19 protein-coding genes are annotated in these 26,859 nt (G+C 63.7%); 12 read left to right on the forward strand and 7 right to left on the reverse strand.

What is annotated here, in order from left to right; all coding sequences use genetic code 11:
* Window position 1: 1 nt before the first annotated feature.
* Window positions 2-1,381, reverse strand: coding sequence for an exodeoxyribonuclease VII large subunit (gene xseA / locus IWW33_RS16470; protein WP_046784402.1), 1,380 nt, complete (start codon window positions 1,379-1,381; stop codon window positions 2-4).
* Window positions 1,382-1,597: 216 nt separating this feature from the next.
* On the opposite strand from xseA, the gene IWW33_RS16475 reads away from it, so the two are divergent.
* The 3 genes from IWW33_RS16475 (at window position 1,598) to guaA (ending at window position 5,415) form a co-directional block, all read left to right on the forward strand.
* Window positions 1,598-2,155, forward strand: a complete 558-nt coding sequence (locus IWW33_RS16475; RefSeq protein WP_046784400.1) for a hypothetical protein — start codon at window positions 1,598-1,600, stop codon at window positions 2,153-2,155.
* Between the two features lie 86 nt (window positions 2,156-2,241).
* Complete coding sequence (guaB, locus tag IWW33_RS16480) at window positions 2,242-3,711, forward strand: IMP dehydrogenase (protein ID WP_008094438.1); 1,470 nt, start codon at window positions 2,242-2,244, stop codon at window positions 3,709-3,711.
* A gap of 126 nt (window positions 3,712-3,837) precedes the next feature.
* Window positions 3,838-5,415 carry a glutamine-hydrolyzing GMP synthase gene (gene guaA / locus IWW33_RS16485; RefSeq protein WP_012316007.1) on the forward strand — a complete coding sequence of 526 codons (1,578 nt, stop codon included), beginning with the start codon at window positions 3,838-3,840 and terminating at the stop codon, window positions 5,413-5,415.
* A 65-nt stretch (window positions 5,416-5,480) separates the two neighbouring features.
* Here guaA and IWW33_RS16490 read toward each other — a convergent pair whose 3' ends face one another.
* Window positions 5,481-8,429, reverse strand: coding sequence for a membrane-targeted effector domain-containing toxin (locus IWW33_RS16490; protein ID WP_174142346.1), 2,949 nt, complete (start codon window positions 8,427-8,429; stop codon window positions 5,481-5,483).
* Window positions 8,430-8,633: 204 nt separating this feature from the next.
* Between IWW33_RS16490 and IWW33_RS16495 the strand changes: the two genes are divergently transcribed.
* Both IWW33_RS16495 and tadA read left to right on the forward strand, forming a co-directional pair.
* On the forward strand, window positions 8,634-10,019 hold the full coding sequence (locus tag IWW33_RS16495) for a multicopper oxidase family protein (protein ID WP_115273980.1): 1,386 nt from the start codon (window positions 8,634-8,636) through the stop codon (window positions 10,017-10,019).
* Window positions 10,019-10,498 carry a tRNA adenosine(34) deaminase TadA gene (gene tadA, locus IWW33_RS16500; protein WP_115273981.1) on the forward strand — a complete coding sequence of 160 codons (480 nt, stop codon included), beginning with the start codon at window positions 10,019-10,021 and terminating at the stop codon, window positions 10,496-10,498. The genes IWW33_RS16495 and tadA overlap by 1 nt, the downstream gene beginning before the upstream one ends.
* Before the next feature lie 104 nt (window positions 10,499-10,602).
* Here tadA and mltF read toward each other — a convergent pair whose 3' ends face one another.
* Window positions 10,603-12,060 (reverse strand): membrane-bound lytic murein transglycosylase MltF, encoded by a 1,458-nt coding sequence (gene mltF, locus IWW33_RS16505; protein WP_174142347.1) that lies wholly within the window; start codon window positions 12,058-12,060, stop codon window positions 10,603-10,605.
* Between the two features lie 282 nt (window positions 12,061-12,342).
* On the opposite strand from mltF, the gene purL reads away from it, so the two are divergent.
* Both purL and IWW33_RS16515 read left to right on the forward strand, forming a co-directional pair.
* Complete coding sequence (gene purL / locus IWW33_RS16510; RefSeq protein WP_115273983.1) at window positions 12,343-16,242, forward strand: phosphoribosylformylglycinamidine synthase; 3,900 nt, start codon at window positions 12,343-12,345, stop codon at window positions 16,240-16,242.
* 3 nt (window positions 16,243-16,245) lie between these two features.
* Window positions 16,246-16,557, forward strand: a complete 312-nt coding sequence (locus tag IWW33_RS16515; protein ID WP_174142348.1) for an NGG1p interacting factor NIF3 — start codon at window positions 16,246-16,248, stop codon at window positions 16,555-16,557.
* A 43-nt stretch (window positions 16,558-16,600) separates the two neighbouring features.
* On the opposite strand, the gene tatC is transcribed toward IWW33_RS16515, so the two are convergent.
* Genes tatC through tatA form a run of 3 tightly spaced genes read right to left on the reverse strand, consistent with a single transcriptional unit; the run spans window position 16,601 to window position 17,879 of the window.
* The gene (gene tatC / locus IWW33_RS16520) at window positions 16,601-17,359 is read right to left on the reverse strand and encodes a twin-arginine translocase subunit TatC (RefSeq protein WP_115273984.1); all 759 of its coding nucleotides are present in this window, start codon (window positions 17,357-17,359) and stop codon (window positions 16,601-16,603) included.
* A complete protein-coding gene (tatB, locus tag IWW33_RS16525; protein ID WP_046784393.1) occupies window positions 17,356-17,646 on the reverse strand; it encodes a Sec-independent protein translocase protein TatB in 291 nt (96 codons plus the stop codon). The genes tatC and tatB overlap by 4 nt, the downstream gene beginning before the upstream one ends.
* The gene (gene tatA / locus IWW33_RS16530) at window positions 17,646-17,879 is read right to left on the reverse strand and encodes a twin-arginine translocase TatA/TatE family subunit (RefSeq protein WP_046784392.1); all 234 of its coding nucleotides are present in this window, start codon (window positions 17,877-17,879) and stop codon (window positions 17,646-17,648) included. The genes tatB and tatA overlap by 1 nt, the downstream gene beginning before the upstream one ends.
* 145 nt (window positions 17,880-18,024) lie before the next feature.
* On the opposite strand from tatA, the gene gspK reads away from it, so the two are divergent.
* Window positions 18,025-18,990, forward strand: coding sequence for a type II secretion system minor pseudopilin GspK (gene gspK, locus IWW33_RS16535; RefSeq protein ID WP_115273985.1), 966 nt, complete (start codon window positions 18,025-18,027; stop codon window positions 18,988-18,990).
* Between the two features lie 111 nt (window positions 18,991-19,101).
* On the opposite strand, the gene IWW33_RS16540 is transcribed toward gspK, so the two are convergent.
* Window positions 19,102-21,165, reverse strand: coding sequence for a PhoX family phosphatase (locus tag IWW33_RS16540; RefSeq protein WP_125924471.1), 2,064 nt, complete (start codon window positions 21,163-21,165; stop codon window positions 19,102-19,104).
* A 224-nt stretch (window positions 21,166-21,389) separates the two neighbouring features.
* Between IWW33_RS16540 and IWW33_RS16545 the strand changes: the two genes are divergently transcribed.
* From IWW33_RS16545 to IWW33_RS16560, 4 genes are read left to right on the forward strand one after another with little or no spacing between them, the layout of a single operon-like run.
* Window positions 21,390-23,030 (forward strand): lipoprotein UxpA, encoded by a 1,641-nt coding sequence (locus tag IWW33_RS16545; RefSeq protein ID WP_174142349.1) that lies wholly within the window; start codon window positions 21,390-21,392, stop codon window positions 23,028-23,030.
* A complete protein-coding gene (locus IWW33_RS16550) occupies window positions 23,027-23,452 on the forward strand; it encodes a pilus assembly protein PilZ (protein ID WP_115273988.1) in 426 nt (141 codons plus the stop codon). The genes IWW33_RS16545 and IWW33_RS16550 overlap by 4 nt, the downstream gene beginning before the upstream one ends.
* Window positions 23,453-23,455: 3 nt before the next feature.
* Entirely contained in the window at window positions 23,456-25,408 is a 1,953-nt protein-coding gene (gene gspD / locus IWW33_RS16555) for a type II secretion system secretin GspD (protein ID WP_115273989.1), read from the forward strand.
* Window positions 25,408-26,856: an ATPase, T2SS/T4P/T4SS family gene (locus IWW33_RS16560; RefSeq protein ID WP_119687698.1), complete on the forward strand. Its 1,449-nt coding sequence runs from the start codon at window positions 25,408-25,410 to the stop codon at window positions 26,854-26,856. The genes gspD and IWW33_RS16560 overlap by 1 nt, the downstream gene beginning before the upstream one ends.
* The last annotated feature ends 3 nt before the right edge of the window (window positions 26,857-26,859 follow it).

Genomic DNA, 26,859 nt, shown 5'->3' on the forward strand with positions numbered 1-26,859 from the left:
GTCAGTCCAGTAGGGAAAGGGTGACCGGAGTCAGGTGGTTGTCCTCGACCCGCACCTGCAATTCGCCCTCATTCAGGCGGGCTGTCAGGCGCTGGCCGTTGCGGGTTTGCTCGGCACTGCGGATGGCCTGGCCACGCTCATCGAGAAGGATGCTGTAGCCGCGTGCCAGGGTCGCCAGCGGGCTGACCACCTGCAGCGTCTGCAACTGCGCCTGAAAGCGCTGGCGGCGGTCCTTGAGCACCTCGCGCATGGCCCGCGGCAGCCGCTCGGCGAGGCTGTCCAGGCGTTGGCTGAGCAGTTTCAGCGTACGCCCCGGATGCTGCGCGGCCAGGCGTGTGTCGAGGCGCGCCAGGCGTTCGCGGCGCTGGTTGAGGCTCTGCAGGAAGGCGCGGCGCATGCGCATGTCCAGGTCGTCCAGGCGCTGTGCCTGCTGGCGCAAGCGCTCGCCGGGGTGGCGCAGGCGCCGGGTCAGCGATTCCAGGCGCAGGCGGTCGTGGGCCAGGCGGTTCTGCATGCGCAGCAGCAGGCGCCGCTGCAACCCTTCAAGGCGCTGCTGCAGCCCGCTGCTGTCGGGTGCCAGCAGCTCGGCGGCGGCAGAGGGCGTAGGGGCGCGCACATCGGCGACAAAGTCGCTGATCGACACGTCGGTCTCATGGCCCACGGCGCTGACGATCGGCGTGACGCAGGCCGCTATTGCACGCGCCACGGCTTCTTCGTTGAAGCACCACAGGTCTTCCAGCGACCCGCCGCCACGGGCCAGGATCAGGGCATCGAAACCGAGGCTGTCGGCCAGGCGGATGGCGCGCACGATCTGCGCAATGGCTTCGCGGCCCTGTACTGCTGTTGGGATCAGGTTCAGTTCGACCTGCGGGGCGCGGCGGCCGAACACGCTGATGATGTCGCGGATGACCGCGCCGGTGGGCGAACTGATGATGCCGATGCGCTGCGGGTGGGCGGGCAGCGGCTTTTTGCGTTCGGCGCTGAACAGGCCCTCGGCGCCGAGCTTTTCCTTCAGTGCCTCGAAGGCCAGGCGCAGAGCGCCGTCACCGGCCGGTTCGACGGTGTCGAGAATCAGCTGGTAGTCGCCACGGCCTTCGAACAGCGAGACCTTGCCGCGCACACGCACTGCCAGGCCATCGCGCAGGGCCTGGCGGACACGTGTGGCGTTCTGCCGGAACAGCGCGCAGCGCACCTGGGCGCCGCTGTCTTTGAGGGTGAAGTACATGTGGCCGGAGGCCGGGCGGGCGAGGTTGGATATCTCGCCTTCCACCCAGACGCTGCGGAACACGTCTTCCAGCAGCACACGGGCGCGGCCGTTGAGCTGGCTGACGGTGAGAACCTCGCGGTCCAGGCCGAGTCGTTCGAAGGGGTCTTTGATCATGGGGGCATGATAAGGGGGTGGGTGGGGAGCGCCAAGTGCAAGGGGCGAGATTTTGGGGGTGGATAATAGAGGAGCGGGGTGGGGGCGGGTGATGCCTTGAGTGTTGCAGCGTTGATGAATCGAGCGCCGCCCGCGGCCTTGCGCTGATCGGTCGCTACCTGAGCGCGTGAGCGGTAGAATTGCGCGATTACCGCAATCCCCAGGCCCGTTTCGCCCATGAACACCCAGAGCATCATCGTCCCGAAACTCTCCACCGTGCCGGTGCACGAGGCCCGCGCCCGGGCCATCCTGCGCTGGCTGGTACGCGAAAAAGTGGTCGAGGAGCAACTGACCACTTGCGGTCGCACCGGCAACCGCATGGGCCATGCCCTGGCCGAAGGCGCGCGCAAAATCGCCCTGCACCCGCAAAAGCTGCCGTTTGGCGCGCCGGTCAACGGCCTGGAAGTGATGCTCAAGCGCTGCATCTATACCCCCACCGAGGGTTTCCTCGAAGAAGCCGGCTGCCCCGAGTGCCGGCGCGAGGTGGGCGAACCCTTGTTCGAAAGCCTGGAAGAGTGGATGCCGGGGGTGAGTGACAACTTCACCTGCCCCTTGTGCGGCTTCGAGGACGACATCAATGGCTTCATTTACCTGCAGCCATGTGCCTTTTCCAACCTGGGGTTCATCTTCAACAACTGGGGCGAGGCCGGGTTTACCCAGGCCTTTCTCGACAGCTTCGCCGACTGGCTGGACCAGCCGGTGGCGGTGGTGCAGGTAAAACTGCCAGAACGCTGACCGAAGGCCCTTATTTTGCATTGAGCGGCGCGCCGTGGATGAGTATAATGGCGCGCTTCCATTTTTCCCGCCCGGGAGCCCCCGCGATGCTGCGTATCAGCCAAGAAGCCCTGACTTTCGACGATATCCTCCTTGTACCTGGCTACTCCGAGGTACTGCCCAATGAAGTCAGTCTCAAGACCCGTTTGACTCGTGGCATCGAGCTGAACATCCCTCTGGTTTCCGCCGCCATGGATACCGTGACCGAAGCGCGCCTGGCCATTGCCATGGCTCAGGAAGGCGGCATCGGCATCATCCACAAGAACATGACCATCGAACAGCAGGCCGGCGAAGTCCGCAAGGTCAAGAAGTTCGAGGCTGGCGTGGTCAAGGACCCGATCACCATCGAAGCCGACGCCACCGTGCGCGACCTGTTCGACCTGACCCGCCTGAACAACATCTCGGGTGTTCCGGTGCTGGAGAACGGCGACCTGGTCGGTATCGTCACTTCCCGTGACGTACGCTTCGAAACCCGCCTGGATGCCAAGGTGCGCGACGTGATGACGCCCAAAGAGCGCCTGGTCACCGTGCGCGAAGGCGCCGACAAGAACGAAGTCCGCGAGCTGCTGCACAAGCACCGCCTGGAAAAAGTCCTGATCGTCGACGACAAGTTCAGCCTCAAGGGCATGATGACCGTCAAGGACATCGAAAAAGCCAAGGCCTACCCGCTGGCCAGCAAGGACGACCAGGGTCGCCTGCGCGTCGGCGCTGCCGTCGGCACCGGCAAGGACACCGGCGAGCGTGTTGCCGCCCTGGTAGCGGCTGGCGTTGACGTGGTTGTCGTCGACACTGCCCACGGCCACTCCAAAGGTGTGATCGACCGCGTTCGCTGGGTCAAGGAAACCTACCCGCAAGTTCAGGTGATCGGCGGCAACATCGCTACCGGCGCTGCGGCCAAGGCCCTGGCAGAAGCCGGTGCTGACGCCGTCAAGGTCGGTATCGGCCCAGGGTCGATTTGCACCACCCGTATCGTCGCTGGTGTCGGCGTACCGCAAATCAGTGCCATCGCCAACGTTGCAGCGGCACTGGAAGGCACTGGCGTGCCACTGATCGCCGACGGCGGCATCCGTTTCTCGGGTGACCTGTCCAAGGCCATCGTCGCCGGTGCTTCCTGCGTGATGATGGGTTCGATGTTCGCCGGTACCGAAGAAGCCCCGGGTGAAGTCGAGCTGTTCCAGGGCCGTTCCTACAAGGCCTACCGCGGCATGGGCTCGCTGGGTGCCATGGCACAGGCGCAAGGCTCCTCTGACCGTTACTTCCAGGACTCCTCGGCCGGCGCCGAGAAGCTGGTACCGGAAGGTATCGAAGGCCGCGTACCGTACAAGGGCGCCCTGGCCGCGATCATCCACCAGCTGATGGGCGGCCTGCGTTCGTCCATGGGTTACACCGGCAGCGCAACCATCGAAGAGATGCGCACCAAGCCGGAATTCGTGCGCATCACCGGTGCCGGCATGGCCGAGTCCCACGTGCATGACGTGCAGATCACCAAAGAAGCCCCTAACTACCGGGTCGGCTGAAGCCTCCAGCGGTAAGTAGCAAGCTTCAAGCTCCAAGCGGTAGTTGCGTTGCAGCAGCTACCGCGTTTTCCCCGATCAACTTGCAGCTCGCAGCTAGACGCTTGCAGCTGCACCAGAGATTGAGTCATGGCCCTCGACATTCACGCTCACCGCATCCTGATCCTCGATTTCGGTTCCCAGTACACCCAGCTGATCGCCCGCCGCGTGCGCGAAATCGGCGTGTACTGCGAACTGCACCCGTTCGACATGGACGATGAAGCGATCCGCGAATTCAACCCGCGCGGCATCATCCTCGCCGGCGGCCCCGAGTCGGTCCACGAAGCCAACAGCCCGCGTGCACCGCAGGCCGTGTTCGACCTGAATGTACCGTTGCTGGGCATCTGCTACGGCATGCAGACCATGGCCGAGCAGCTGGGCGGCAAGGTCGAAGGTTCGGACCTGCGCGAGTTCGGTTATGCCCGCGTTGACGTGGTCGGCAAGAGCCGTCTGCTCGACGGCATCGAAGACCACGTTGATGGCGACGGCGTATTGGGCCTGGACGTGTGGATGAGCCACGGCGACAAGGTCACCCAGATGCCGGGCAACTTCAACATCCTGGCCAGCACCCCGAGCTGCCCGATCGCCGGCATGTTCGACGACGCGCGCGGCTACTACGGCGTGCAGTTCCACCCGGAAGTGACCCACACCAAGCAAGGCGGTCGCATCCTGTCCCGCTTCGTGCAGGACATCTGTGGCTGTGAAGCCCTGTGGACGCCTTCGAACATCGTCGAAGACGCCATCGCCCAGGTGCGTCAGCAAGTCGGCTCGGCCAACGTCCTGCTGGGCCTGTCTGGCGGTGTCGACTCCTCCGTGGTAGCCGCGCTGCTGCACCGCGCCATCGGCGACCAGCTGACCTGCGTCTTTGTCGACAACGGCCTGCTGCGCCTGCACGAAGGCGACCAGGTGATGGCCATGTTCAAGGAGAACATGGGCGTCAAAGTGATCCGCGCCGATGCCGAGAAGCAGTTCCTCGACAACCTGGAAGGCGAAGCCGACCCGGAGAAGAAGCGCAAGATCATCGGCCGCACTTTCATCGACGTGTTCGATGCCGAAGCCAGCAAACTGGACAACATCCAGTTCCTCGCCCAGGGCACCATCTACCCGGACGTGATCGAGTCGGCCGGCGCCAAGAGCGGCAAGGCCCACGTGATCAAGTCGCACCACAACGTGGGTGGCCTGCCGGAGGAAATGAACCTCAAGCTGGTCGAGCCGCTGCGTGAACTGTTCAAGGACGAAGTGCGCAAGATCGGCCTGGAGCTGGGCCTGCCGTACGACATGGTCTACCGCCACCCGTTCCCGGGCCCAGGCCTGGGTGTGCGTATCCTCGGTGAAGTGAAGAAGGAGTACGCCGACATCCTGCGTCGCGCCGACCACATCTTCATCGAAGAGCTGCGCAAGGCCGACTGGTACCACAAGACCAGCCAGGCCTTCGTGGTGTTCCAGCCGGTGAAATCGGTTGGTGTCGTGGGCGACGGCCGTCGCTACGCCTGGGTCGTGGCCCTGCGTGCTGTCGAGACCGTGGACTTCATGACCGCGCGCTGGGCGCACCTGCCTTACGACCTGCTGGAAACCGTCAGCGGCCGTATCATCAACGAAATCGACGGTATCTCGCGCGTGACTTACGACGTGTCGAGCAAGCCGCCGGCCACTATCGAGTGGGAATGAGTTGAGCCACGAGGGCGCCGCAAGGCGCCCTTGTTGTTTGCGGTTCGCAAAGTGGTTGATGGTCTTCAATGGGCTACATGACGCATGCCCCGCATCCTGAGGAAGATGTCCAGATCGGAAAGATGCTCTAGTCGTCGCTCATGAATGGTCGGCCAGTCTGGTCGCTCGATGTAATAGAAGCGTCCATCGCGTTTGACGGGGGTACGGCGCAGGCTAAGGTCGCGGCTGCGATTGATCAGGTACGTGTCGCTGTCGATATGTTCAAAGGTGTAGTCACCCGGCCTGATCAGCAATGTTTCAAAATCGGTCGCCGCTGTGGTGAATGGCTCAATCGAGGCGCGCAGCCGTATGTCGCTTTTCAGGTGCCAGACTTTGCCCCCCTTTTCTGGCGCGTCTACACCAGGGTCGACCGCATAGCTGTCGACGCCTCCGACCGGAGTATCCTCGACGCGCAACCCTACCACGCCTTCGGTTTCTGCCAGGCCTGTAACGCCATGGAAGTTATTGGCATGGGTGTTACCGACCAATGCGACCCATTTGCCTGGCCCGCGGGCAGCCTGGTCAGCTTCGATGATCAGGTGAGCATAGAAATTCATCATCTCCTGACGTGCCACGGGGGATGGTGGCGTTGCCCACGCCTGGCGGTAGCTTGCCATGCAGTCGATGGACTGGATACGCAAGCCGTTTTTCTGCGCCTCCAGCAATACCCGGCGGAAGGTGTATCGGCCTGCCAGGTCGGTCTGGTGTCCAAAGTCCTGTGCGGTGATATAGCGGTCCAGCGCTGTGGGCAGTTGGCCGCTGCGGTTGAAGGCGTCCAGGTCGGCCTGCTGGAAGTCGGTCGTGAAATGTTCCATGTACAACGTCTTGACCTTCAGCTTGCGTAGCACAGCCATGTTGTCGATCAAGAAGCGCTTGCTACCCAGGCTGCTATGCGCCTCGCCTACCACCAGGCCCTGGCTGTTCTCATAGATGTTTTGCAGGATCTGTTTTGGCGTTGTTCCGGGGATTATGTCTGGTAATCGAGGGCGCGCAGGCGCTTGCACAGTAGCCATGAAGTCGCGGGCATCCGTAGCCAGTTGCTCGCGAAGCGTGAGAAAGCGAGCGACGGCCGCTAGCCTGTCAGGGTCATGAATATTGATTCGCACCCCTGTTAGCTCTTCGTCTGCCACGTCTTTGAGTGAGGCGCGCAAGTCGGCAGGCACTTCGTAAGGTGTGGCGGCTAGCGCAGGCTGGCTTGTCCCGGTGGCGCGGCGCCCCCAGATTTTAAGCCTCGGGAGCATGCCACCCTTGAGCCCGCCCCGGTCGACGGGATACCAATGGCCCTCGTCATCCAGCCGGATGGGCTGGCTTTTGTAGAAAGAGAAGGGGGTCTCGGGAGGCACAATGGCCCAGGTTTTCAGCTCGGGCGCAAAGCGCACCTGATAGGGTAGCTCGTCGATCAGTACATAGAACTGCCCATCCTGCGTATAGATACCTTGGAGTGCTCCTGTGCCGGGCTCGCCGCTCAGTAGAACGTTGGTTTCGAATGGGCTAAGCAACGGCCAGCCTTCTGCGGGCTGGAACGGCGCAGGGACCCAGGCTTTCACCGCATCCGTCACGCTGGCATCCTCCTCCTCGCCCTGGACCACTTCGCCGGCCGTGGCTGGATCTTCTGCCGAACCTAGGTTTTTCCCTGTGCCTGCTTCAGTGACCTCGGCCAGTTCTGCAATGGGTTGCCCCGGCGCACTCAGGAGAAACGTGGCGTTGAACAGGGTTTCGATGGCCGAAAGAATTGCGCCTGTTACGCCTGCCTTGCGTTCGCAGGTTGTATGGCCACTGATCGCTTGATCGATATTGAGGCCAGTTTCTGCCATGCCGGCACCCACCAGGGCCAACGCAACGGGCCAGTCCACCGCAGCCATGGGGCCGAAGACTCTCAGCGACGCCCTCAGGTAGCCGATCCACAGTTGTTTGCGCAAATCGTCATTCGAGCGCAGGGAAACGTGCGCATCATCGAGCATTCGCTGATGGGCTTTGTCGCGCAGCCAGCTAAAAACATCGCCATCGATTCGCTGATCGAGCGTGTTAAGGCCGGAGTAATCATCTTTTCCCCAGCCTTGATACAGCAGGTCGACAAGGTGGTTGAGCCCGATGCTGGTATTGCCCTCGTCACGATCTTGGAGGGAGAAGTGCGCCATGAAGCGGGCCCGGTTTTCGGCCTGATTGCAGTGGTTGAGCACCCACCAGAACAGCGCCTGATCATTCTCGAACACCTGCAATGCATCGACATCGCCGGGCAAGTAGACAAGTTGCCTGCCATCTTGCATTTGTACGCGCAGGATATCCGTAGCCACATGTCCGCCGATATCGAATGTGCATGCACGAATACCCTTGCCCGTTGCAGACTGATGTTGCAGTGCTTCTATCGAAGGCGGCCAGGAGATGTCTCCCACCAAGGCTTGGGTGACTTCCCGGCAACACTTTGCAAGCCCTGACGTGGGGTCCTGTGCACAGGCGTCTAGCACTTTGCTCAGGAAGTTGGCCTTGGCCAATGTACGAAAGTTCTCGGAATGTGTTGACCAGAATGACTTCAACCGGCTTTTGAAGTGACTGGCGAAATCGACGCTCCAGAAGTGCTCCAGGACATTCCTCGCGTCGAGTCGCACTTCGTTGAGCTCGTCGTAGGCATCTTTGCCAGGGCCATCGCTGTAGAAACCGACGAGGTAGCCGAGCAAGTCGGCATTGTCCTGATCATTGGCATCGAAGCGGTGCATGACCAGCTGGGGCAATGTCAGGGACTCGTACGGTGGGTCCAGATGTTGCCATCCGTTGAAGGTTCTGGGGCTGCTGACGGCGGTGTGAAACCGGTGCAGATAGACGCTGTCGGGGTCATGTGCCTGCAAGCCATGCCGGTCAAGGATCTGCTGCGCGACCTCTCGCGCCATCTGGCGCATGTCCGGGCACGTTTCACTCACTTGCCTGGCCAGCTTGGTCAGCGAATCAAGGGTATCTGGTTGCGTTTTGCCAAGTAACATAAGGGCTCTCAAGGGTCGAGGGTGAGGGCCGGAAAGTGGCAGAAACGGTGCCGTGGTGGCGGTATATAGTGCCTGCCAGGTGTGCTCAGGGCAGCGCTATGCAACACTTCACTTAATCTTTCCCATTTGCAGGTGTATCGTATTCGCCCTTCATCGCCAGCCGTGCTGGCAGCTTGATTGTGCTTAAACGAGGTACCCGCACCGATGTCCTTCACCCGTCGACAAATGCTCAAGGGCCTGACCGGCCTGGTTGTAGTAGGCCTGGGCGCCGGAGGCGCAGCGCGGTACTGGCTGGGTAAGGTCGAGGACGAGAATGCCGGGCACGACTACGAGCTGATCGCGGCGCCCCTGGAGGTCGAGCTTGTGCCCGGCTTCAAGACCGAGGCCTGGGCGTTCGGCCCGTCGGCGCCAGGTACCGAGTTGCGGGTTCGCCAGGGCACCTGGCTGCGGGTACGGTTCATCAACCATCTGCCGGTGGAAACCACCATTCACTGGCATGGCATCCGCCTGCCGCTGGAAATGGACGGTGTGCCGTATGTGTCGCAGTTGCCGGTCAAGCCGGGCGAGTATTTCGACTACAAGTTCCGTGTGCCTGACGCCGGCAGCTACTGGTACCACCCGCACGTCAGCAGCTCTGAAGAACTCGGCCGCGGCCTGGTAGGCCCGCTGATCGTCGAGGAGCGTGAGCCAACCGGGTTTTTGCATGAGCGCACGCTGAGCCTGAAGAACTGGCACGTGGACGAGCAGGGTGCCTGGCTGCCATTCAGTATCCCCCGCGAAGCGGCGCGCAATGGTACCGCCGGTCGGCTGATCACCATCAATGGCCAGGCTGACTCGGTCACCGAATTACCGGCCGGGCAGGTGGTGCGCCTGCGTCTGCTCAACCTGGACAACACCTGGACCTATCGCCTGAACCTCAAGGGTGGCAATCACGAGGCCAGAATCTACGCCCTCGATGGCAACCCGGTCACCCCGCGTGTGCTCGATGACGAGTACTGGCTGGGGCCAGGCATGCGTATCTGCCTGGCGATCCGCATCCCCGAGGCAGGTGAAGAGATTTCCCTGCGCGACGGCTTCGTGCGCTTGGGCACCTTGCGCTCGGTAGCCAGCAACGATGCGCCCAGCGACTGGCCGCCTGCCTTGCCGCCGAACCCTGTGGCCGAGCCGGACCTGGAGAATGCCGAGAAGCTGAACTTCAATTTCGAATGGGTGGGCAAGGTTTCGGTCAACACCGAAAATGGCAGGCCGCCGAGCCTTTGGCAGATCAATGGTCAAGCCTGGGACATCACCGACAAGACCTGCGCCGACCGGCCGATCGCCACGCTGCAAAAAGGCAAGAGCTACATCTTCGAGTTGAAGAACATGACCCAGTACCAGCACCCGATCCACCTGCATGGCATGAGCTTCAAGGTCATTGCCTCCAATAGGCACAAGATCGTCGAGCCGTGGTTCACCGATACCTACCTGCTGGGCAAGAACGAGCGGGCCCAGGTGGCGCTGGTGGCCGATAATCCAGGCACCTGGATGTTCCACTGCCATGTCATCGACCACATGGAAACCGGCCTGATGGCCGCGATTGCGGTGGTCTGATGCGCCCACAGATCATCGATCGCAGCCGTGATCAGGAATTCATGCGCATGGCCCTGGACCTGGCGGCACAAGGTGCCGCGCTGGGCGAGGTGCCGGTGGGCGCGGTGCTGGTGCAGCACGGCCAGGTGATCGGGCAGGGCTTCAACCGGCCGATCATCGACAGCGACCCCAGTGCCCATGCCGAGATGGTCGCCATCCGCGCGGCGGCAAAGTCTGCGAGCAATTACCGTCTACCGGGCAGCACCCTTTATGTGACCCTGGAACCTTGCAGCATGTGTGCAGGGCTGATCGTGCATTCGCGGGTGGCCCGGGTGGTGTATGGCGCGCTGGAGCCCAAGGCCGGCATCGTGCAGAGCCAGGGGCAATTTTTCAGCCAGGGCTTCCTGAACCATCGGGTAATGTTCGAAGGTGGGGTGCTGGCCGAGGAATGTGGCGCAATCTTGAGCGAATTCTTCAAGGCGCGGCGCGCCAAGGTGTAGGAGCGGCCTCGTGTCGCGAAAGGGCTGCAAGGCAGCCCCGCCTTTAATGCCTCAATACTGAACCCTGGACAGCTGTGCGGGCCTTTCGCAACACAAGGCAGCGCCTACATCGGCGGCGACTGTTCCGCCGGTTTGTCCTTGTTGACCCCCGGTACGTGCAGGTTGCCCTCGGCCACCTGGCCCTCGAGCTGCGGCTGGGTCACCCAGGTGAGGATGTCGTAGTAGCGGCGGATGTTGGCCACGAAATGCACCGGCTCGCCACCACGGGCGTAACCGTACTTGGTCTGGCGGTACCACTGTTTCTGCGACAGGCGCGGCAGCATCTTCTTCACGTCCAGCCACTTGTTCGGGTTGAGCTTTTCTCGTTTGGCCAGCGTGCGCGCGTCTTCAAGGTGGCCGCTGCCGACGTTGTAGGCCGCCAGGGCGAACCAGGTACGGTCTGGCTCCTTGATGCTGTCGTCGAGCTGCTGCTTGACCAGCATGAAGTATTTGGCACCACCTTTGATGCTCTGCCTCGGGTCCAGGCGGTTGGAAACGCCCATTGCCTGGGCGGTGCGCTGGGTCAGCATCATCAAGCCGCGTACGCCGGTCTTGGAGGTGACTTCCGGTTGCCACAAGGATTCCTGATAACCGATCGCTGCGAGCAGGCGCCAGTCCACCTGTTCGACCTTGGCGTAGCTCTTGAAGTATTTTTCGTATTTGGGCAGGCGCTGCTGCAAATGCTGCGCAAATGTGTAGGCGCCCACGTAACCGAGCACGTCGACGTGGCCGTAATAGCGGTCTTTCAAACGCTGCAGGGTGCCGTTTTTCTGCGATTTGTCGAGGAATTCGTTGACTTCGTTCAGCAGGCTGTTGTCTTCGCCCGGGGCGACCGCCCAGCGTTGGTTGCGGGTTTCGCCAAGGTCGAAGGCCACCCGCACGTTGGGGAAGTACACCTGGTTCATCGCCAGTTCGTTAGAGTCGACCAGCGTCAGGTCGATCTGCCCTTCGTCGACCATGCGCAACAAGTCGACCACCTCGACCGCGTCGGATTCTTCGTATTCCAGGCCCGGATACCGCCTTTTCAGTTCGGCCAACTGGTCGGCGTGGCTGCTGCCTTTGAGCACCATGATCTTCTTGCCGACCAATCCCTTGGGGTCTGTGGGGCGCGAGCGTCCGTTGCGATAGATGACCTGAGGGGTCACTTCCAGGTAAGGATGGGAGAACCTGGCCTGGGTCTTGCGCCGCTCGCTGCTGACCAGGCCGGCCGCTGCCAGCACCGGACCGGACGGTTTACCCAGGTCGTCGAACAGTTCGTCGAGGTTGTCGGCGGTCTCGATCTCCAGCTTGACGCCAAGATCGTCGGCGAAACGCTTGACCAACTCGTACTCGAAGCCGGTTTCGCCGTTGCGGTCCTGGAAATAAGTGGCCGGGCTGTTGCGGGTGATCACGCGCAGCACGCCGTCCTCCTTCACGCGCTCGAGGGTGCTGGGTTTTTCAACGCAGGCACCGAGCAACAGAAAGAGACCGGTTGCGAAAAGCCATTTGGCGCAACGCTGGCGCAAAGCAGTATGGGCGAACATAGCTTGCAGTATACGCAAAGGACGGGGGGCGCCATATCTCGACAACTGCCAGGTTGTCTGGTAGCGCGTTCTGTGATGCAAGCTGCAAGCGGCAAGAAAAATGCGACCTGCGCGCCACCTGTTTTTTCTTGTAGCTTGCAGCTTGCGGCTTGTCGCTTTTTTTGACCCCGAAGTCCGGTTCCGCCGCCCGGCAGCATTGCCCTCTGGCGGGTGCCGCAAGCCGCGGAATTAGGCTAGAATGCACGGCCTCTAAGCACACCCCTTCCTGAGGCTGTCCCGACGATGTTGATCCTGCGCGGCGCTCCTGCCCTTTCTGCCTTTCGCCACGGTAAATTACTCGAGCAACTGAGCCAGAAAGTCCCCGCTGTTACTGGTTTGTATGCCGAATTTGCCCACTTCGCCGATGTCGACGGCGAGCTGACCGCCGACCAGCAGCAGGTGCTGGGCCGTCTGCTCAAGTACGGCCCGAGCGTGCCGGTGCAGGAGCCGACTGGCCGCCTGTTCCTGGTCGTGCCGCGCCTGGGCACCATCTCGCCCTGGGCCAGCAAGGCCAGCGACATCGCCCACAACTGCGGCCTGCAGTCGATCCAGCGCCTGGAGCGCGGCATCGCCTACTACGTTGCCGGTGACCTGAGCGACGCCGACGCCGCCGTTGTCGCCGCTGAACTGCACGACCGCATGACCCAGCGCGTGCTGGCCCAGCTGGAGCAGGCGAGCGACCTGTTCAGCCATGCCCAGCCCAAGCCGATGACGTCGGTCGATATCCTGGCCGGTGGCCGCGACGCGCTGGCCAAGGCCAACATCGAGCTGGGCCTGGCCCTGGCCGAAGACGAGATCGACTACCTGGTCAACGCCTTCCAGGGGCTCAAACGCAACCCGAACGACATCGAGCTGATGATGTTCGCCCAGGCCAACTCCGAACACTGCCGCCACAAGATCTTCAACGCCAGTTGGGACATCGACGGCCAGGCTCAGGAAAAGAGCCTGTTCGGCATGATCAAGAACACCTACCAGATGCACAGCGAAGGCGTGCTGTCTGCGTACAAGGACAACGCCTCGGTGATCGTCGGCAACGTTGCCGGGCGTTTCTTCCCGAACCCTGAGACCCGCCAGTACGGCGCGGTGCAGGAGCCGGTGCACATCCTGATGAAGGTCGAGACGCACAACCACCCGACCGCCATCGCTCCGTTCTCCGGTGCCTCCACCGGCTCGGGCGGCGAAATCCGTGACGAAGGTGCTACCGGCCGTGGCGCCAAGCCAAAAGCCGGCCTGACCGGCTTCACCGTGTCCAACCTGCGCATCCCGGGCTTCGAACAGCCATGGGAGCAGGCCTACGGTAAACCTGAGCGTATCGTTGACGCCCTCGACATCATGATCGAAGGCCCACTGGGTGGCGCAGCGTTCAACAACGAATTCGGTCGCCCGGCTCTGACCGGCTACTTCCGTACCTTCGAGCAGGCCATCAACACCCCGCACGGTGAAGAAGTGCGCGGCTACCACAAGCCGATCATGCTGGCCGGCGGCATGGGCAACATCCGTGAAGACCACGTACAGAAGGCCGAAATCACCGTCGGCGCCAAGCTGATCGTGCTCGGTGGCCCGGCCATGCTGATCGGCCTGGGCGGCGGCGCCGCTTCGTCGGTCGCCACCGGTGCCAGCTCGGCGGACCTGGACTTCGCCTCGGTGCAGCGCGAAAACCCGGAAATGGAGCGCCGTTGCCAGGAGGTCATCGACCGTTGCTGGCAGCTGGGCGACAAGAACCCGATCGCCTTCATCCATGACGTTGGCGCCGGCGGCATTTCCAACGCCTTCCCTGAACTGGTGAACGACGGTGGCCGCGGTGGCCGCTTCGAACTGCGCAACGTGCCCAACGACGAGCCGGGCATGGCCCCGCACGAAATCTGGAGCAACGAATCGCAGGAGCGTTATGTGCTGGCCGTCAGTGCTGTCGACTTCGAACGCTTCCAGGCCATCTGTGAGCGCGAGCGCTGCCCGTTCGCCGTCGTTGGCGAGGCGACCGAAGAGCCGCACCTGACCGTGACCGACAGCCACTTCGGCAATACGCCGGTGGACATGCCGCTTGACGTGCTGCTGGGCAAGCCGCCGCGCATGCACCGTTCGGTAACCCGCGAAGCCGAACTGGGCGATGATTTCGACCCGAGCAAGGTAGACCTGGACAGCGCCGTGCAGCGTGTCCTGAACCACCCGGCGGTTGCCAGCAAGAGCTTCCTGATCACCATCGGCGACCGCACCATCACCGGCCTGGTGGCCCGCGACCAGATGGTCGGCCCGTGGCAGGTACCGGTAGCCGACTGCGCCGTCACGGCCACCAGCTTCGACGTGTACACCGGTGAAGCCATGGCCATGGGTGAGCGCACGCCGCTGGCAGTGCTCGACGCGCCAGCGTCCGGCCGCATGGCGATCGGTGAAACCCTGACCAACCTGGCTGCCGCGCAGATTGAAAAGCTGTCCGACATCAAACTGTCGGCCAACTGGATGTCCGCTGCCGGCCACCCAGGCGAAGACGCCCGTCTGTACGACACCGTCAAGGCTGTCGGTATGGAGTTGTGCCCGGAGCTGGGCCTGACCATTCCGGTCGGCAAGGACTCCATGTCGATGAAGACCAAGTGGAGTGAAGAGGGCGTCGAGAAGAGCGTCACTTCGCCAATGTCGCTGATCATCACCGGCTTCGCCCCGGTCACCGACATCCGCAAGACCCTGACCCCGCAACTGCGCATGGACAAGGGTGAGACGGACCTGATCCTGATCGACCTGGGCCGCGGCAAGAACCGCATGGGCGCTTCGATCCTGGCGCAGACCTACGGCAAGATCGCAGCCCAGGCTCCGGACGTCGACGACGCCGAAGACCTCAAGGCGTTCTTCGCCGTGATCCAGGGCCTGAACGCCGACGGCCACCTGCTGGCCTACCACGACCGTTCCGACGGCGGCCTGCTGACTACCGTGCTGGAAATGGCCTTCGCCGGCCACTGCGGCCTCGACCTGCAACTGGACCCGCTGACCGACAACAGCAATGACGTGCCGGCCATCCTCTTCAACGAAGAGCTGGGCGCAGTCATCCAGGTTCGCCAGGATGCTACCCCGGACGTGCTGGCGCAGTTCAGCGCCGCAGGCCTGGGTGAAGGTTGCGTGGCGGTGATCGGCAAACCGGTCAACAACGCCGAGGTGTCCATCAGCCTGAACGGCCAGGTGCTGTTCGACGACGACCGTCGTATGCTGCAGCGCCAGTGGGCCGAGACCAGCTACCAGGTTCAGCGCCTGCGTGACAACGCCGACTGCGCCGACCAGGAGTTCGACGCGCTGCTCGAAGAAGACAACCCGGGCCTGTCGGTCAAGGTTGGTTACGACGTCAACGAGGACATCGCTGCGCCGTACATCAAGAAGGGCGTGCGCCCGCAAGTGGCGATCCTGCGTGAGCAGGGCGTCAACGGCCAGGTCGAGATGGCTGCCGCCTTCGACCGCGCCGGCTTCGCCGCCATCGACGTGCACATGAGCGACATCCTCGCTGGCCGCGTCGACTTCGAAGCCTTCAAGGGCCTGGTTGCCTGCGGTGGTTTCTCTTACGGTGACGTGCTCGGTGCCGGTGAAGGCTGGGCCAAGTCGGCCTTGTTCAACGCCCGTGCCCGTGATGCCTTCCAGGCCTTCTTCGAGCGTACCGACAGCTTCGCCCTGGGCGTGTGCAACGGTTGCCAGATGATGTCCAACCTTCACGAGCTGATCCCGGGCACCGAGTACTGGCCGCACTTCGTGCGCAACCGCTCGGAGCAGTTCGAAGCCCGTGTGGCCATGGTCGAGGTGCAGAAGTCCAACTCGATCTTCCTGCAGGGCATGGCCGGTTCGCGCATGCCGATCGCCATCGCCCACGGCGAAGGCCATGCCGAATTCGCCAGCGAAGAGGCACTGCTGGAAGCCGACCTGTCCGGTTGCGTGGCCCTGCGCTACGTCGACAACCACGGCAAGGTCACCGAAGCCTACCCGGCCAACCCGAACGGCTCGCCGCGTGGTATCACCGGCCTGACCAGCCGCGACGGCCGCGTGACCATCATGATGCCGCACCCGGAGCGCGTGTTCCGCGCCGTGCAGAACTCCTGGCGCCCGGATGAGTGGCAGGAAGACGCCGCGCTGATGCGTATGTTCCGTAACGCGCGCGTCTGGGTGAACTAAGGCGTGTACAAGCTCGCCTTCTTCGTCCCGGCCAGCCACGTCGACGTGGTCAAGGCCGCCGTGTTCGCCGCCGGTGGCGGGCGTATCGGCGACTACGACCACTGCGCCTGGCAAACCCTGGGCCACGGCCAGTTTCGCCCCTTGGACGGCAGCCAGCCGTTCCTTGGGCAAACCGGCCAGGTCGAGGTGGTGGAGGAGTGGAAGGTGGAGCTGGTGGTGGCCGACGACCTGATTACCCAGGTCGTCGCTGCGCTCAGGCAGAGCCATCCTTACGAAACACCGGCCTACGAAGTCTGGCGCCTCGCCGATTTCTAGGCCGAGCTGAGTTCATCGCCGGCTTGCCGGCGATGAACCCGGTTCATTCAGCGACGCTCTGCGGCGCTTGCCCCTCCCGCCGCAACCCGGCACACGCCAGCAACCCCACCTCGAACAGCACCCACATCGGCACCGCCAGCATGGTCTGTGAGAACACATCCGGCGGCGTCAGGACCATCCCCACCACAAAGCAGCCGACAACTACGTAGGGCCTGCTGCGCCGTAACGTGGCCACGTCGGCCAGCCCCACCCAGACCACGATGAACGTTGCCACCGGGATCTCGAAGGCCAGGCCGAACGCCAGGAACAGCGCCATGATGAAGTCCAGGTACTGGCTGATGTCGGTCATCATCGCCACGCCGTCCGGCGTCACGCTGGCAAAAAAGCCGAACATCATCGGGAATACCAGGTAGAAGGCGAACGCCATGCCGGCGTAGAACAGCACAATGCTCGACACCAGCAAGGGCAGGGCGATGCGCCGCTCGCGGCGGTAAAGGCCCGGCGCAAGAAAACCCCAGGCCTGATGCAGCAGCAGCGGCATGGCCACGAACAGCGCACACATCGCGGTCAGCTTGAACGGTGTGAGAAAGGGCGAGGTGACACTGGTGGCGATCATGCTGGCGCCTTCCGGAAGGAAGCGGCGCAGCGGTTCGGAAATCAGTGTGTAGAGCTGCTGGGCGAAGGGGAACAGGCCGGCGAACACCAGCGCGACCAGTAGCAGGCAGCGCACCAGGCGCTTGCGCAGGTCGCGCAGGTGACCGGTGAGCGGCATGTGTGCCGCCGGGTCCAGGGCGATACTCATGAGGTGGTCTCCCGAATGACCGTGGCCGTTGCAGCGTCAGTGGCCGGTTCCGCCTTGAGGCTGATGCCCTGGCGCAGCTCCTGCTCGAGGCGTTGCAATGGCGCGCTGTCGAGGTTGGGCATGTCGATTTCGCGTTCCATCTGCGCGCGCAAACCCTGCATTGCCCGGCGCGCCTGGCCCAGGCCACGGCCCAGCGTACGCGCCGCGACGGGCAAGCGTTCCGGGCCAAGCACCAGCAGCGCGACGATGCCCACCAGCAGCATCTCGCTGAAGCCTACCTCGAACATCAGGCCTGCCGATCCGCGTGCGGCTGTGGCGCAGGCGAACGGGTCAGTGGCTCCTGTTGTACCTGCGGTGCTGCAGTTTGGGTGCTGGCATCGCTGTCGCCCCCCATGGACTTGCGAAAGCCCTGGATCGCTTCGCCAACATCACTGCCCAGACCCTTGAGGCGTTTGGTGCCAAACAGCAGAAACACGATCATCAGTACGATCACCAGCTGCCAGATTCCGATGCCACCCATTACGACCACTCCTGTAAGGCCATGAAAAGAAAGGCCAATCCTGCCTCGCGTAGATGACGCGAACATGACTGCAAGGTATTTGCAATCTGCCTGCAACAACTCCCCTGTTGACTGGCGCCTTGTTCGATAAGAGGAGTGCTGCGCCATGGGTGGCAAGCGACAGCAGGGCGCCGCGCTGCTGATGGTGTTGGTGGTACTGGCGATGCTCGCAGCGGGGATGGCCTGGCTGGTGGAGGATGGTCGGCGTCAGGTCGATGACGTACAGCTGCTGCGCCAACGGGTACAGGTGCGGGCCATGGAGCAGGCTGGCCTGGCCTATGCCGAGCAGGCCTTGCGTGACCCCGCCTGGCGGCTTAGCCCGCTGTTCTGGCAGGCGCTGCGGGGGCAACCGTTGACTTACGATTTTGGCGCCGGCCAGGCACAACTGCGGGTGTACGACCAGCACACCTGCTTCAACGTCAATGCGCTGCTGGGGGATGACGGTGAACGTGCCGAGCGCCAGCTACGGCGTTTGCTGGGCGACAACATGGCCGCGCAACGTCTGGTCGACGCCTTGGCAGACTGGCTCGACAGCGACAGCGATGCACGCTTGCAGGGCGCCGAAAGTGCCCAGTATCTGCGCCAGCAGCCGCCTCGTCTGGCGGCCAACCAGCCGATGCTGGACACCAGTGAGTTGAACCTGCTGCTCGAAGCGGATGCCTCGCGCCAGCGCCGTTATCCGATGTTGTGTGCTTTGCCGCAGACCACCGGCTGGCGCCTGAATGCCAATGCTGTAGGCCTGGAGCATCTGCCATTGCTGGAGGCGCTTTATGAAGGGCGGTATCCCCGCTCGTTGCTCAGCCGCATCGTCAGTGGTCGGCCGGCGTCGGGCTATGTAGATGCCGCAGCGTTGCGTCAGGCGCTGGGGGCGGTGGATGACGAAACGTTTGAGCGGTTGAGCGAAGGGTTGCTGCTCAACAGTGGGCATTTTCAGTTGCAGCTTTCGTTCGAAGAACAGGGCAGGACGATACGCAGCGCGTTTGAGCTGGAGGCGTTGGGAGTGGTGCAGTGGCATGCGCGGGTGCCGGCGCAGCAGGTGCGGGTGAAGAGTCGGGCACCAATGGCCTGGTGATCATGTTCAAGGGCTGCCGTGCAGTCCAATCGCCGGCAAACCGACTCCCATACCTGTAGGAGCCGGCTTGCCGGCGATTGGGCCGCGCAGCGGCCCTGATGCAAAAACGGATCAGACGGTCCCGATCTCCCCGCCATCATCGCGCTGGATCACCACGGTCGAAGCCCTCGGCCGTACCGTGGTCCCCGCTGGGGTCACATCGGTGGCCTTGTCGGTGTAAGGCCAGTTTTCCGGGTGCTGGATATTGACGAACATCGACTTGTTGTCCGGGCTGAAGGCAATCCCGGTCACCTCGCTGCCGTTCGGCCCGACGAAGAAGCGGCGCAAGTCCACCTGGTTCTGGGCATTGACCGGTATTTGGTTGCCAGCGGCATCCACCAGGTCGGTAGGGATCACCGCCAGCAACTGATCGTTGGTGTAATCGGTGACCGTGCTCTCGCCGTTGTCAGTCTCGAACCACAACACGCCACGGCTATCGAAGCTCATACCGTCGGGGCTGGCGAACTGGTTGAGTTCGGTCAGGCCCGAGCGGTTGATGTCTGCGGTGCCGGCGGCGTTGGCACCGAACACGAAGATATCCCAGGTGAAGCTCACGTGATCGTCGCTGTCGTGCCAGCGGATGATGTGGCCGTGGCGGTTAGGGCCACGCGGGTTGGCCGCATCGACTTTTTCCGGGGTGCGCGCGCTGTTGTTGGTCAGGGTCAGGTAGACGTCGCCATTGAGCGGGTTTACCGCTGTCCATTCCGGGCGGTCCATCGGTGTTGCGCCCACTGCATCACCGGCACCGCGAGTGTTGAGGATGATGCCTGCCAGGTCACCGTACAGCGCCCCGAGGGTGCTGCCGGCAGTGGTGGCGGTGGTCACGTCGAGCAGGATCCACTCGCCCGTGCCGTCTGCATTGAAGCGGGCCACGTAGAGGTTGCCCTGGTCCATGTACTTGGCGCCGGTGGCCAGGCGGTCGGCCGGGCTTGCGTCGGCGGCATCCCACACCGCGGTGGAGACGAACTTGTACAGGTACTCGTTGTTGGAGTCGTCGCCCATGTACCAGACCAGCGGTTTACCGGCCACCGGCAGGCCCGGGCAGCAGCCTTCGTGGCGGAAGCGGCCGAGTGCGGTGCGCTTGGTGGCCAGGGTGCTGCTGTTGTACGGGTCGATCTCGACAATGTAGCCATAGGTGCTGGCTTCGTTGCGGTAGTCGTCGGTGGCGCTGGCACCTTTGATGGTCACGTCGAAGCGGGCGAATTCATCGTTTTCTTCGGTGCTGTCACCAGCAGCGGTCTCCCACTTGTACTGGCCGCTGGAGGTGCCTACGCCGATGCGTCGCTGGTCCTCCGGACGGGTGTCCTTGTTGACGAAAATGCCAGGCCAGTTCTCTTCGCAGGTCAGGTAAGTGCCCCACGGGGTGTAGCCGTTGCCGCAGTTGTTGTTGGTGCCGCGGCAGTGCGTGCCGTCAGCCGAATACTTGGTCTTGACGTGGTCGGTGCCACGCAGCGGGCCAGTGATTTCCATGCGTGAGGCGGTGGTGAAACGGCGGTTGAGCGGGTCGTTGTCGACCACCTGCCAGCGCCCGTTGAGCTTCTGCAGGCGCACCACGCCGGCACCGTGGGCGTTGATTTCCTTGCGCACTTCTTCGGCCGGGCGATTGCCGCTGGCGTCGGTGGTCGGGCCGTTGGGGTGCAGGGCGGCGGCATCGATGTATTCGAAGTTGATCGCCAGCAGGCCGTCTTCGGAACTGCCATTGATGGGGAAGAAGTGCATGCCGTCATGGTGCATGCCCATGGCATTGGCCTGGTCGCTGGAGGTATTGCTGCCGTCCGGTTTCCAGGGGTTGGCGTTGCTGTTGATCGGCGTGCCCCACGGTGCCAGCACGTAGGCACTGTAGCCGGCGGCGACGACACAGGCGTCGGTGCGTGAACCCGCGATGGACTGGAAGCCCAGCGCCAGTTTCGGTACTTCAGGTTCGGTAACCGGCGGCTCGGTGGCCGGGTCATCGTTGTCGGAACCGCCACCACTGTCGAAGCAGCCGGTCAGGCCGGTACCGGCAATCATGGCGATAGCGGCACCCAGGCTGCCGCGCATCACGCTGCGACGGCTGAGGTAGGCGTCCATGACGCTGGCCATCGGCAGGTTGCCACTGTGGTTGCGGTCCAGGTTGTCGCCGGTTTCTCGACTCATCAGGGTGTCCTTGTATTGGCTGAGTTGGAGGAAACCGCGACTTTAGTGCGCAAAGATGATGATTCTTTGGCAGAAATATTAACGTCGCTTTAAAACATTAAGTTCTTATCGCTGTGCCAGACAGAACAATCTGGAATGGTTGTCGGATTTCTGCCATCAAACTGTAATGCCAACGCCGCAACATCCGGGGCCCAAAGAGAACTCGGATAAGGATGGCGGGCCCGATGGCAAGCAGTGTGTACAGGCGCGAAATGATCAGATGGATGGGTGTCGGTGCCCTGGCACCGTTGCTCGGTGCCTGTTCTGCATTCCCGGGCCAGCGCGGCGGCAATGCCAGCCTGGACCTGTTGTACGTCGCCGACACCCTCGATGCGCGCCAGCCCGGCCAGCCCGTGGTGCCGGCGACCCGCCTGGGCCCGGTCAGCCACCTGGGCCGTGCCCCCTGGATGACCGGCGACAGCGCCAGCGTGGCTTACCCTCAACTCGCGCCTTTGCTCGATGCCAGTCAGGCGGCCGGCGTGCAACTGGGTGGCTATGCCGTGCTTGCGGCCCTGTTGGAACAGCTGCGCGCCGAGGTGGGGCCGGGCAATAGCCTGACCCTCGAGAACGGCCAGGGCTGGAACGGCAGTGGCCTGGCCTATCTGACCCAGGGCGAGAGCGGTGTGCAGGGCAGCCGGCTGTTGGGCAGCGAAGCCCGTGTGAGCAGTGATGAACGCGTGCTTTGGCCACAGCGCAGTGCCGCCCTTTACCACCAGTCTTCAGCGATGACCCTTGCTGCGGGTATTGCCGACGGACAACGCAAAACCTTGGGCCTGGAGCCTCTGCACATTTTCGAGCGCGGCGGTGCACGCATCGCCGTGGTGGGCGTCACCGACCCTTACGCCCAGGACCAGAAAGCCTCGCTCAAACAGTGGTACCAATCGCTGCTGCCGACCTTCGAGCAGGCCCGCCGCGAAGCGGACCTGGTGGTGGCGCTGGCGGATGTCGGCACCGGCCCGGGCCTGTGGCTGGCCGAGCGCGTGGCGCAGATCGACGTGCTGCTCTGCGCACGTGGCCAGGACCTGTGGCCCACACCTGTGCAGGCGACCCAGGCCAGTGGCCGGCGCATCCCGGTGTTGTTTGCCGGTTGCCGGGGCAGTGGTGCGTTTCGCCTGCGTTGCCAACAGGTTGCCGGGCAATGGCAGTTCGATGGGCGCTTCTTTCCTGCATTGGCCCAGCAACTCTCACCCGCAGCGCAGTTGCGCGCCAGCCAGTTGCAGGCCGAGTTGCGCCAGCAGCGCGCAGGCCATGCAGCGTGGCTCGACCAGCCGCTGGCGGTTGCGCCACAGGCGCTGTGGCGTCGCGACACGCGTGGCGGCAGTTGGGACCGTTTGCTGCACCAGGCCCTGGCCGATGACAGCAGCATGCCGGTGCTGTTGCCGGGCCTGCGCTATGACTACCCATTGGCCGCTGGCGAGGCCATCACGCGCGAGCACCTGATCAGCCTCACCGGCGGCTACCCGGCACCGGTGGTCGAGGCGCCCGCCCGGCAGGTCGAGCAGGTGCTGGAAAACGCCGCCGAGCAACTGTTCGGTGACCCCTTGCTGCTGGACAACAGCCAGGACCTGCCACGCTGGCAGGGCCAGGCCTGGCAGGTGAGCTACAGCCCGCAAGGCAAGCGCATCACTGGCCTGGATCCGGTGCAGGGCCTGTGCCGCACCTTTGGTCTGCAATTCGAGCCCCAAGCCGGTGAGCCGTTGTGGCAACGGGTCGAGGCCTGGCTCGGGCGGCAGCAGCCGGGTTGGCAACTGGCGGCCTTGCAAGTGCCGCAGGTGCGCTACGTGCAAGGCCACCCAGGCTGGCACCCACGGCAGCTGATGTCATGACATTCGCTGCTCGCCTGATGACCGGTGGCCTGCTGACGCTGGCCGGGTGGCTTGCCGCCCAATGCGTGCTGCAACTGGCGCGCCAGCCGCAACCGGCCAGCGCCCCGGTTACCGTCGACGCCCCGCTGCCGGGGTTGCTGGTCGGCCATTGGCAAGCGCCAGGCGACGACGGCTCGATTGCGCTCACCCGGTTGCCATTGCAGTACCTGGGCGGCCTCAAGGCCAAGCCGTTGTCGGCCAGCGTCGTGGTGCTGCGCTACGGCCAGCAGGTGCGCACCTTGGGCCGCGGCCAGCGCCTGGCACCGGGGATCGTGTTGCAGGACATCGACGCCGATGGCCTGATTTTCGACAACCAGGGGCGGCGTGAACGCTTGCCCTGGCCGCCACGCCCCGCCGTGACCGGCTTCAAGCGGCAAGGATGAACAATGCTGGTGAAATATTGCGTGGCCGCTGCCTTGACCCTGGCTCTTGCTGCGGCCTGGGCAGAAGAACCGGAAACCTTCGATGATAACGGCACCCCGCTTTACGAGGTGAACTTCGTCGACACCGAACTGGGCGAATTCATCGACAGCGTGTCGCGCATCACCGGCACCACGTTCATCGTCGACCCGCGGGTCAAAGGCAAGGTCACGGTGCGTACCGTCGACCGCCACGATGCCGATGCCATCTACGACATCTTTCTCGCCCAGCTGCGTGCCCAAGGCTATGCCGCGGTCGATCTGCCCAATGGCAGTGTGAAGATCGTCCCCGACCAGGCCGCGCGCCTGGAGCCGGTGCCAGTTGAAGCCGCCGGCAAGCACAGCGAAGGCAGTGATGGCGTGGCCACCCGCGTATTCAATGTGCGTAACGCCGCCAGCGAGCAGATGCTCGGTATTCTCAAGCCGCTGATCGACCCGCGTGTTGGTGTGATCACCCCTTATCCTGCGGCCAACCTGCTGGTGGTCACCGATTGGCGCAGCAACCTCGAACGCATCGACAGCCTGTTGCGCCAGCTTGACCAGGTCAGTGACGAACCCCTGAAGGTCATGCCCCTGCGCCATGCCAGCGCCGCCGACACCGCGCAGTTGCTGACCCGCCTGTTGGCCCGAGAGCAGGGCGCCGACAGCACCCAGGTGGTGGCTGACCCGCGCAGCAATGCCTTGCTGGTACGTGGCAGCACCGACCGTGTGCGAGCCCTGTTGGGCCAGCTCGATCAGCCCAGTGAGAACCGGCACAGCAGCAACACGCAGGTGATCTACCTGCGCCATGCCAATGCAGGCGAAGTGGTGAAGGTGCTGCGCGGGTTGAGCCAGGAAGGCGGTGTGCCCAGCGAGGGAGCAGGCGAAGGCGAGGCCAAGGACAAGCCGGTGATGGCCGCCGCCAGCGATTCGGGCATACGCCTGGAGTACGAGGAGGGCACCAACGCCGTGGTCATGGTCGGCCCCGACAGCGAGCTGGCCGCCTACCGCTCCATCGTCGAGCAGCTGGACATCCGCCGCGCCCAGGTAGTGGTCGAGGCCATCATCGCCGAAGTGTCCGACAGCCGTGCCCAGGAGCTTGGTGTGCAGTGGCTGTTCGCCGACGAAAAGTTCGGCGCCGGCATCGTCAACTTCGGCAGCAACGGGGTGAACATCGCCAACATCGCGGGCGCCGCCGCCAGCGGCGACAACGAAGCGCTGGGCGACCTGCTGTCGGCCACCACGGGCGTGACTGCCGGCATCGGCCACTTCGGCGGTGGCTTCAACTTCGCCATGCTGATCAACGCACTGAAGGGCAAGAGCGGCTTCAACCTGCTGTCCACGCCGACCCTGCTGACCCTGGACAACGCCGAGGCATCGATCCTGGTCGGCCAGGAAGTGCCCTTCGTCACCGGCTCCGTGACGCAGAACAACGCCAACCCCTACCAGACCATCGAGCGCAAGGAAGTCGGGGTGAAGCTGCGTATCAAGCCGCAAATCAACATCGACAACAGCGTACGCCTGGATATCGTTCAGGAAGTCTCGTCGATCGCCGACTCCAGCGCCGCCAGCGATGTGATCACCAACAAGCGCGAGATCAAGACCAAGGTCATGGTCGAGGACAATGGCCTGGTGATTCTTGGCGGCCTGATCAGCGATGAGCTGAGCACCAGCGATCAACGCGTACCGTTTCTGGGGGATATTCCGGGGCTGGGCCGGCTGTTCCGTTCCGAGGCCAGCAAGAACACCAAGCAGAACCTGATGGTCTTCATCCGCCCGCGCATCCTGCGTGACGGGCCGAGCCTGGCGGGTTTGAGCGAAGACAAGTACCGCACCCTGCAGCAGACCACGCCGCTCAAGCTGCCAGGCCTTGCGCAGGACGGCCAGCTGCTGCGGGTATTCCCGGCCAGCCGCGCGCGCCTGGACGGGGGCGACTGGTGATGCTGCCCTATCGCCTTGCGCGTCAGGCCGGGCTGGCCATGGCCCCGGCGGATACCGGCTGGCAGTTGTGGCTGCGCCGCGATGCCGACAGTAACCAACTGCAGGAACTGCTGCGTGTGCATGGCCAGCCCGTGGCACTGCACTACCTGGAAGCTGCGCCGTTCGACGAACGCCTCGGCCAGTTGTATCAGGCCGGGGATGCTGCCACCGAAGCACTGATCGAAGGCATCGGCGAACAGGTTGATCTGGACAGCCTGATGAGCGAAATGCCGCGCATCGAGGACCTGCTCGAAAGCGATGATGAGGCCCCGGTGATCCGCCTGATCAACGGCCTGTTCGGCCAGGCCCTGCGCCTGCGCGCTTCGGACATTCATATCGAGACCTTTGAGCAGAGCCTGGTGGTGCGCCTGCGTGTCGATGGCCACCTGCGCGAGGTGTTGCGCCCGCCGCGCGCGTTGTCGGCCATGCTGGTGTCGCGGATCAAGGTCATGGCGCGCCTGGACATCGCCGAGAAGCGTCAGCCCCAGGACGGTCGCATCACCTTGCGCGCCGCCGGGCGTGAGGTGGACGTGCGCGTCTCGACCTTGCCCGGTATCCATGGCGAGCGCGTGGTGATGCGCGTGCTCGACAAGCAGGCCAGCTTGCTGGCGTTGGGCAACCTGGGCATGCCCAACGCAGTGCTGCACGGCCTGCGCAATTGCCTGACAAGGCCCAACGGTATCGTGCTGTCGACCGGGCCGACCGGCTCGGGCAAGACCACCACCCTGTACGCCAGCCTCAACAGCCTCAATGACGGCAGCCGCAACATCCTCACCGTCGAGGACCCGGTGGAATACGCCATCGCCGGCATTGGCCAGACGGCCATCAATCCGCGCGCCGGACTGACCTTTGCCACTGGCCTGCGCGCCATCCTGCGCCAGGACCCGGACGTGATCATGCTCGGTGAAATCCGCGACCAGGAAACCGCGCAGATCGCCGTGCAGGCCAGCCTCACCGGCCACTTGGTACTGTCGACGTTGCACACCAACAGCGCAGTGGGCGCGGTCACCCGCTTGCGCGACATGGGCGTCGAGCCGTTCCTGATCGCCTCATGCCTGCGTGGCGTGCTGGCCCAGCGCCTGGTGCGGCGGCTGTGCCATTGCGCGGTGGCGCAGCCATTGCAGCCGGCCGAACGGGCGCTGTGGCCTGAGCTGGCGGCGCTGGGCAGCAGCTACCACGCGGTGGGCTGCGAGCAATGCCAGGGCACTGGCTATATCGGTCGTTTGGGGCTGTACGAATTCATCGAACTGGACGCTGGCCTGATCGGCCTGCTGTATGACGGCGCCAGTGAACTGGCCATGCACGACTACCTGGCCGAGCGCCGCCAGAGCCTGGTGGCGATGGCCAGTGATTGCCTGGCCCGCGGCGAGACCAGCCTGGCCGAAGTACTGCGTGTGGTGCAGGGCTGACCC

This window comes from Pseudomonas sp. M2, assembly GCF_015751845.1.
Lineage (GTDB): Bacteria > Pseudomonadota > Gammaproteobacteria > Pseudomonadales > Pseudomonadaceae > Aquipseudomonas > Aquipseudomonas putida_E.

Coding starts and splice junctions, on each gene's coding strand:
- xseA (WP_046784402.1), bottom strand. CDS start 1,381: ATGATCAAAGACCCCTTCGAACGACTCGGCCTGGACCGCGAGGTTCTC.
- gspK (WP_115273985.1), top strand. CDS start 18,025: ATGGGTGGCAAGCGACAGCAGGGCGCCGCGCTGCTGATGGTGTTGGTG.
- purL (WP_115273983.1), top strand. CDS start 12,343: ATGTTGATCCTGCGCGGCGCTCCTGCCCTTTCTGCCTTTCGCCACGGT.
- tadA (WP_115273981.1), top strand. CDS start 10,019: ATGCGCCCACAGATCATCGATCGCAGCCGTGATCAGGAATTCATGCGC.
- tatC (WP_115273984.1), bottom strand. CDS start 17,359: ATGAGTATCGCCCTGGACCCGGCGGCACACATGCCGCTCACCGGTCAC.
- tatA (WP_046784392.1), bottom strand. CDS start 17,879: ATGGGTGGCATCGGAATCTGGCAGCTGGTGATCGTACTGATGATCGTG.
- IWW33_RS16545 (WP_174142349.1), top strand. CDS start 21,390: ATGGCAAGCAGTGTGTACAGGCGCGAAATGATCAGATGGATGGGTGTC.
- IWW33_RS16495 (WP_115273980.1), top strand. CDS start 8,634: ATGTCCTTCACCCGTCGACAAATGCTCAAGGGCCTGACCGGCCTGGTT.
- guaB (WP_008094438.1), top strand. CDS start 2,242: ATGCTGCGTATCAGCCAAGAAGCCCTGACTTTCGACGATATCCTCCTT.
- gspD (WP_115273989.1), top strand. CDS start 23,456: ATGCTGGTGAAATATTGCGTGGCCGCTGCCTTGACCCTGGCTCTTGCT.
- IWW33_RS16540 (WP_125924471.1), bottom strand. CDS start 21,165: ATGAGTCGAGAAACCGGCGACAACCTGGACCGCAACCACAGTGGCAAC.
- tatB (WP_046784393.1), bottom strand. CDS start 17,646: ATGTTCGAGGTAGGCTTCAGCGAGATGCTGCTGGTGGGCATCGTCGCG.
- mltF (WP_174142347.1), bottom strand. CDS start 12,060: ATGTTCGCCCATACTGCTTTGCGCCAGCGTTGCGCCAAATGGCTTTTC.
- IWW33_RS16490 (WP_174142346.1), bottom strand. CDS start 8,429: ATGTTACTTGGCAAAACGCAACCAGATACCCTTGATTCGCTGACCAAG.
- guaA (WP_012316007.1), top strand. CDS start 3,838: ATGGCCCTCGACATTCACGCTCACCGCATCCTGATCCTCGATTTCGGT.
- IWW33_RS16475 (WP_046784400.1), top strand. CDS start 1,598: ATGAACACCCAGAGCATCATCGTCCCGAAACTCTCCACCGTGCCGGTG.
- IWW33_RS16550 (WP_115273988.1), top strand. CDS start 23,027: ATGACATTCGCTGCTCGCCTGATGACCGGTGGCCTGCTGACGCTGGCC.
- IWW33_RS16560 (WP_119687698.1), top strand. CDS start 25,408: ATGCTGCCCTATCGCCTTGCGCGTCAGGCCGGGCTGGCCATGGCCCCG.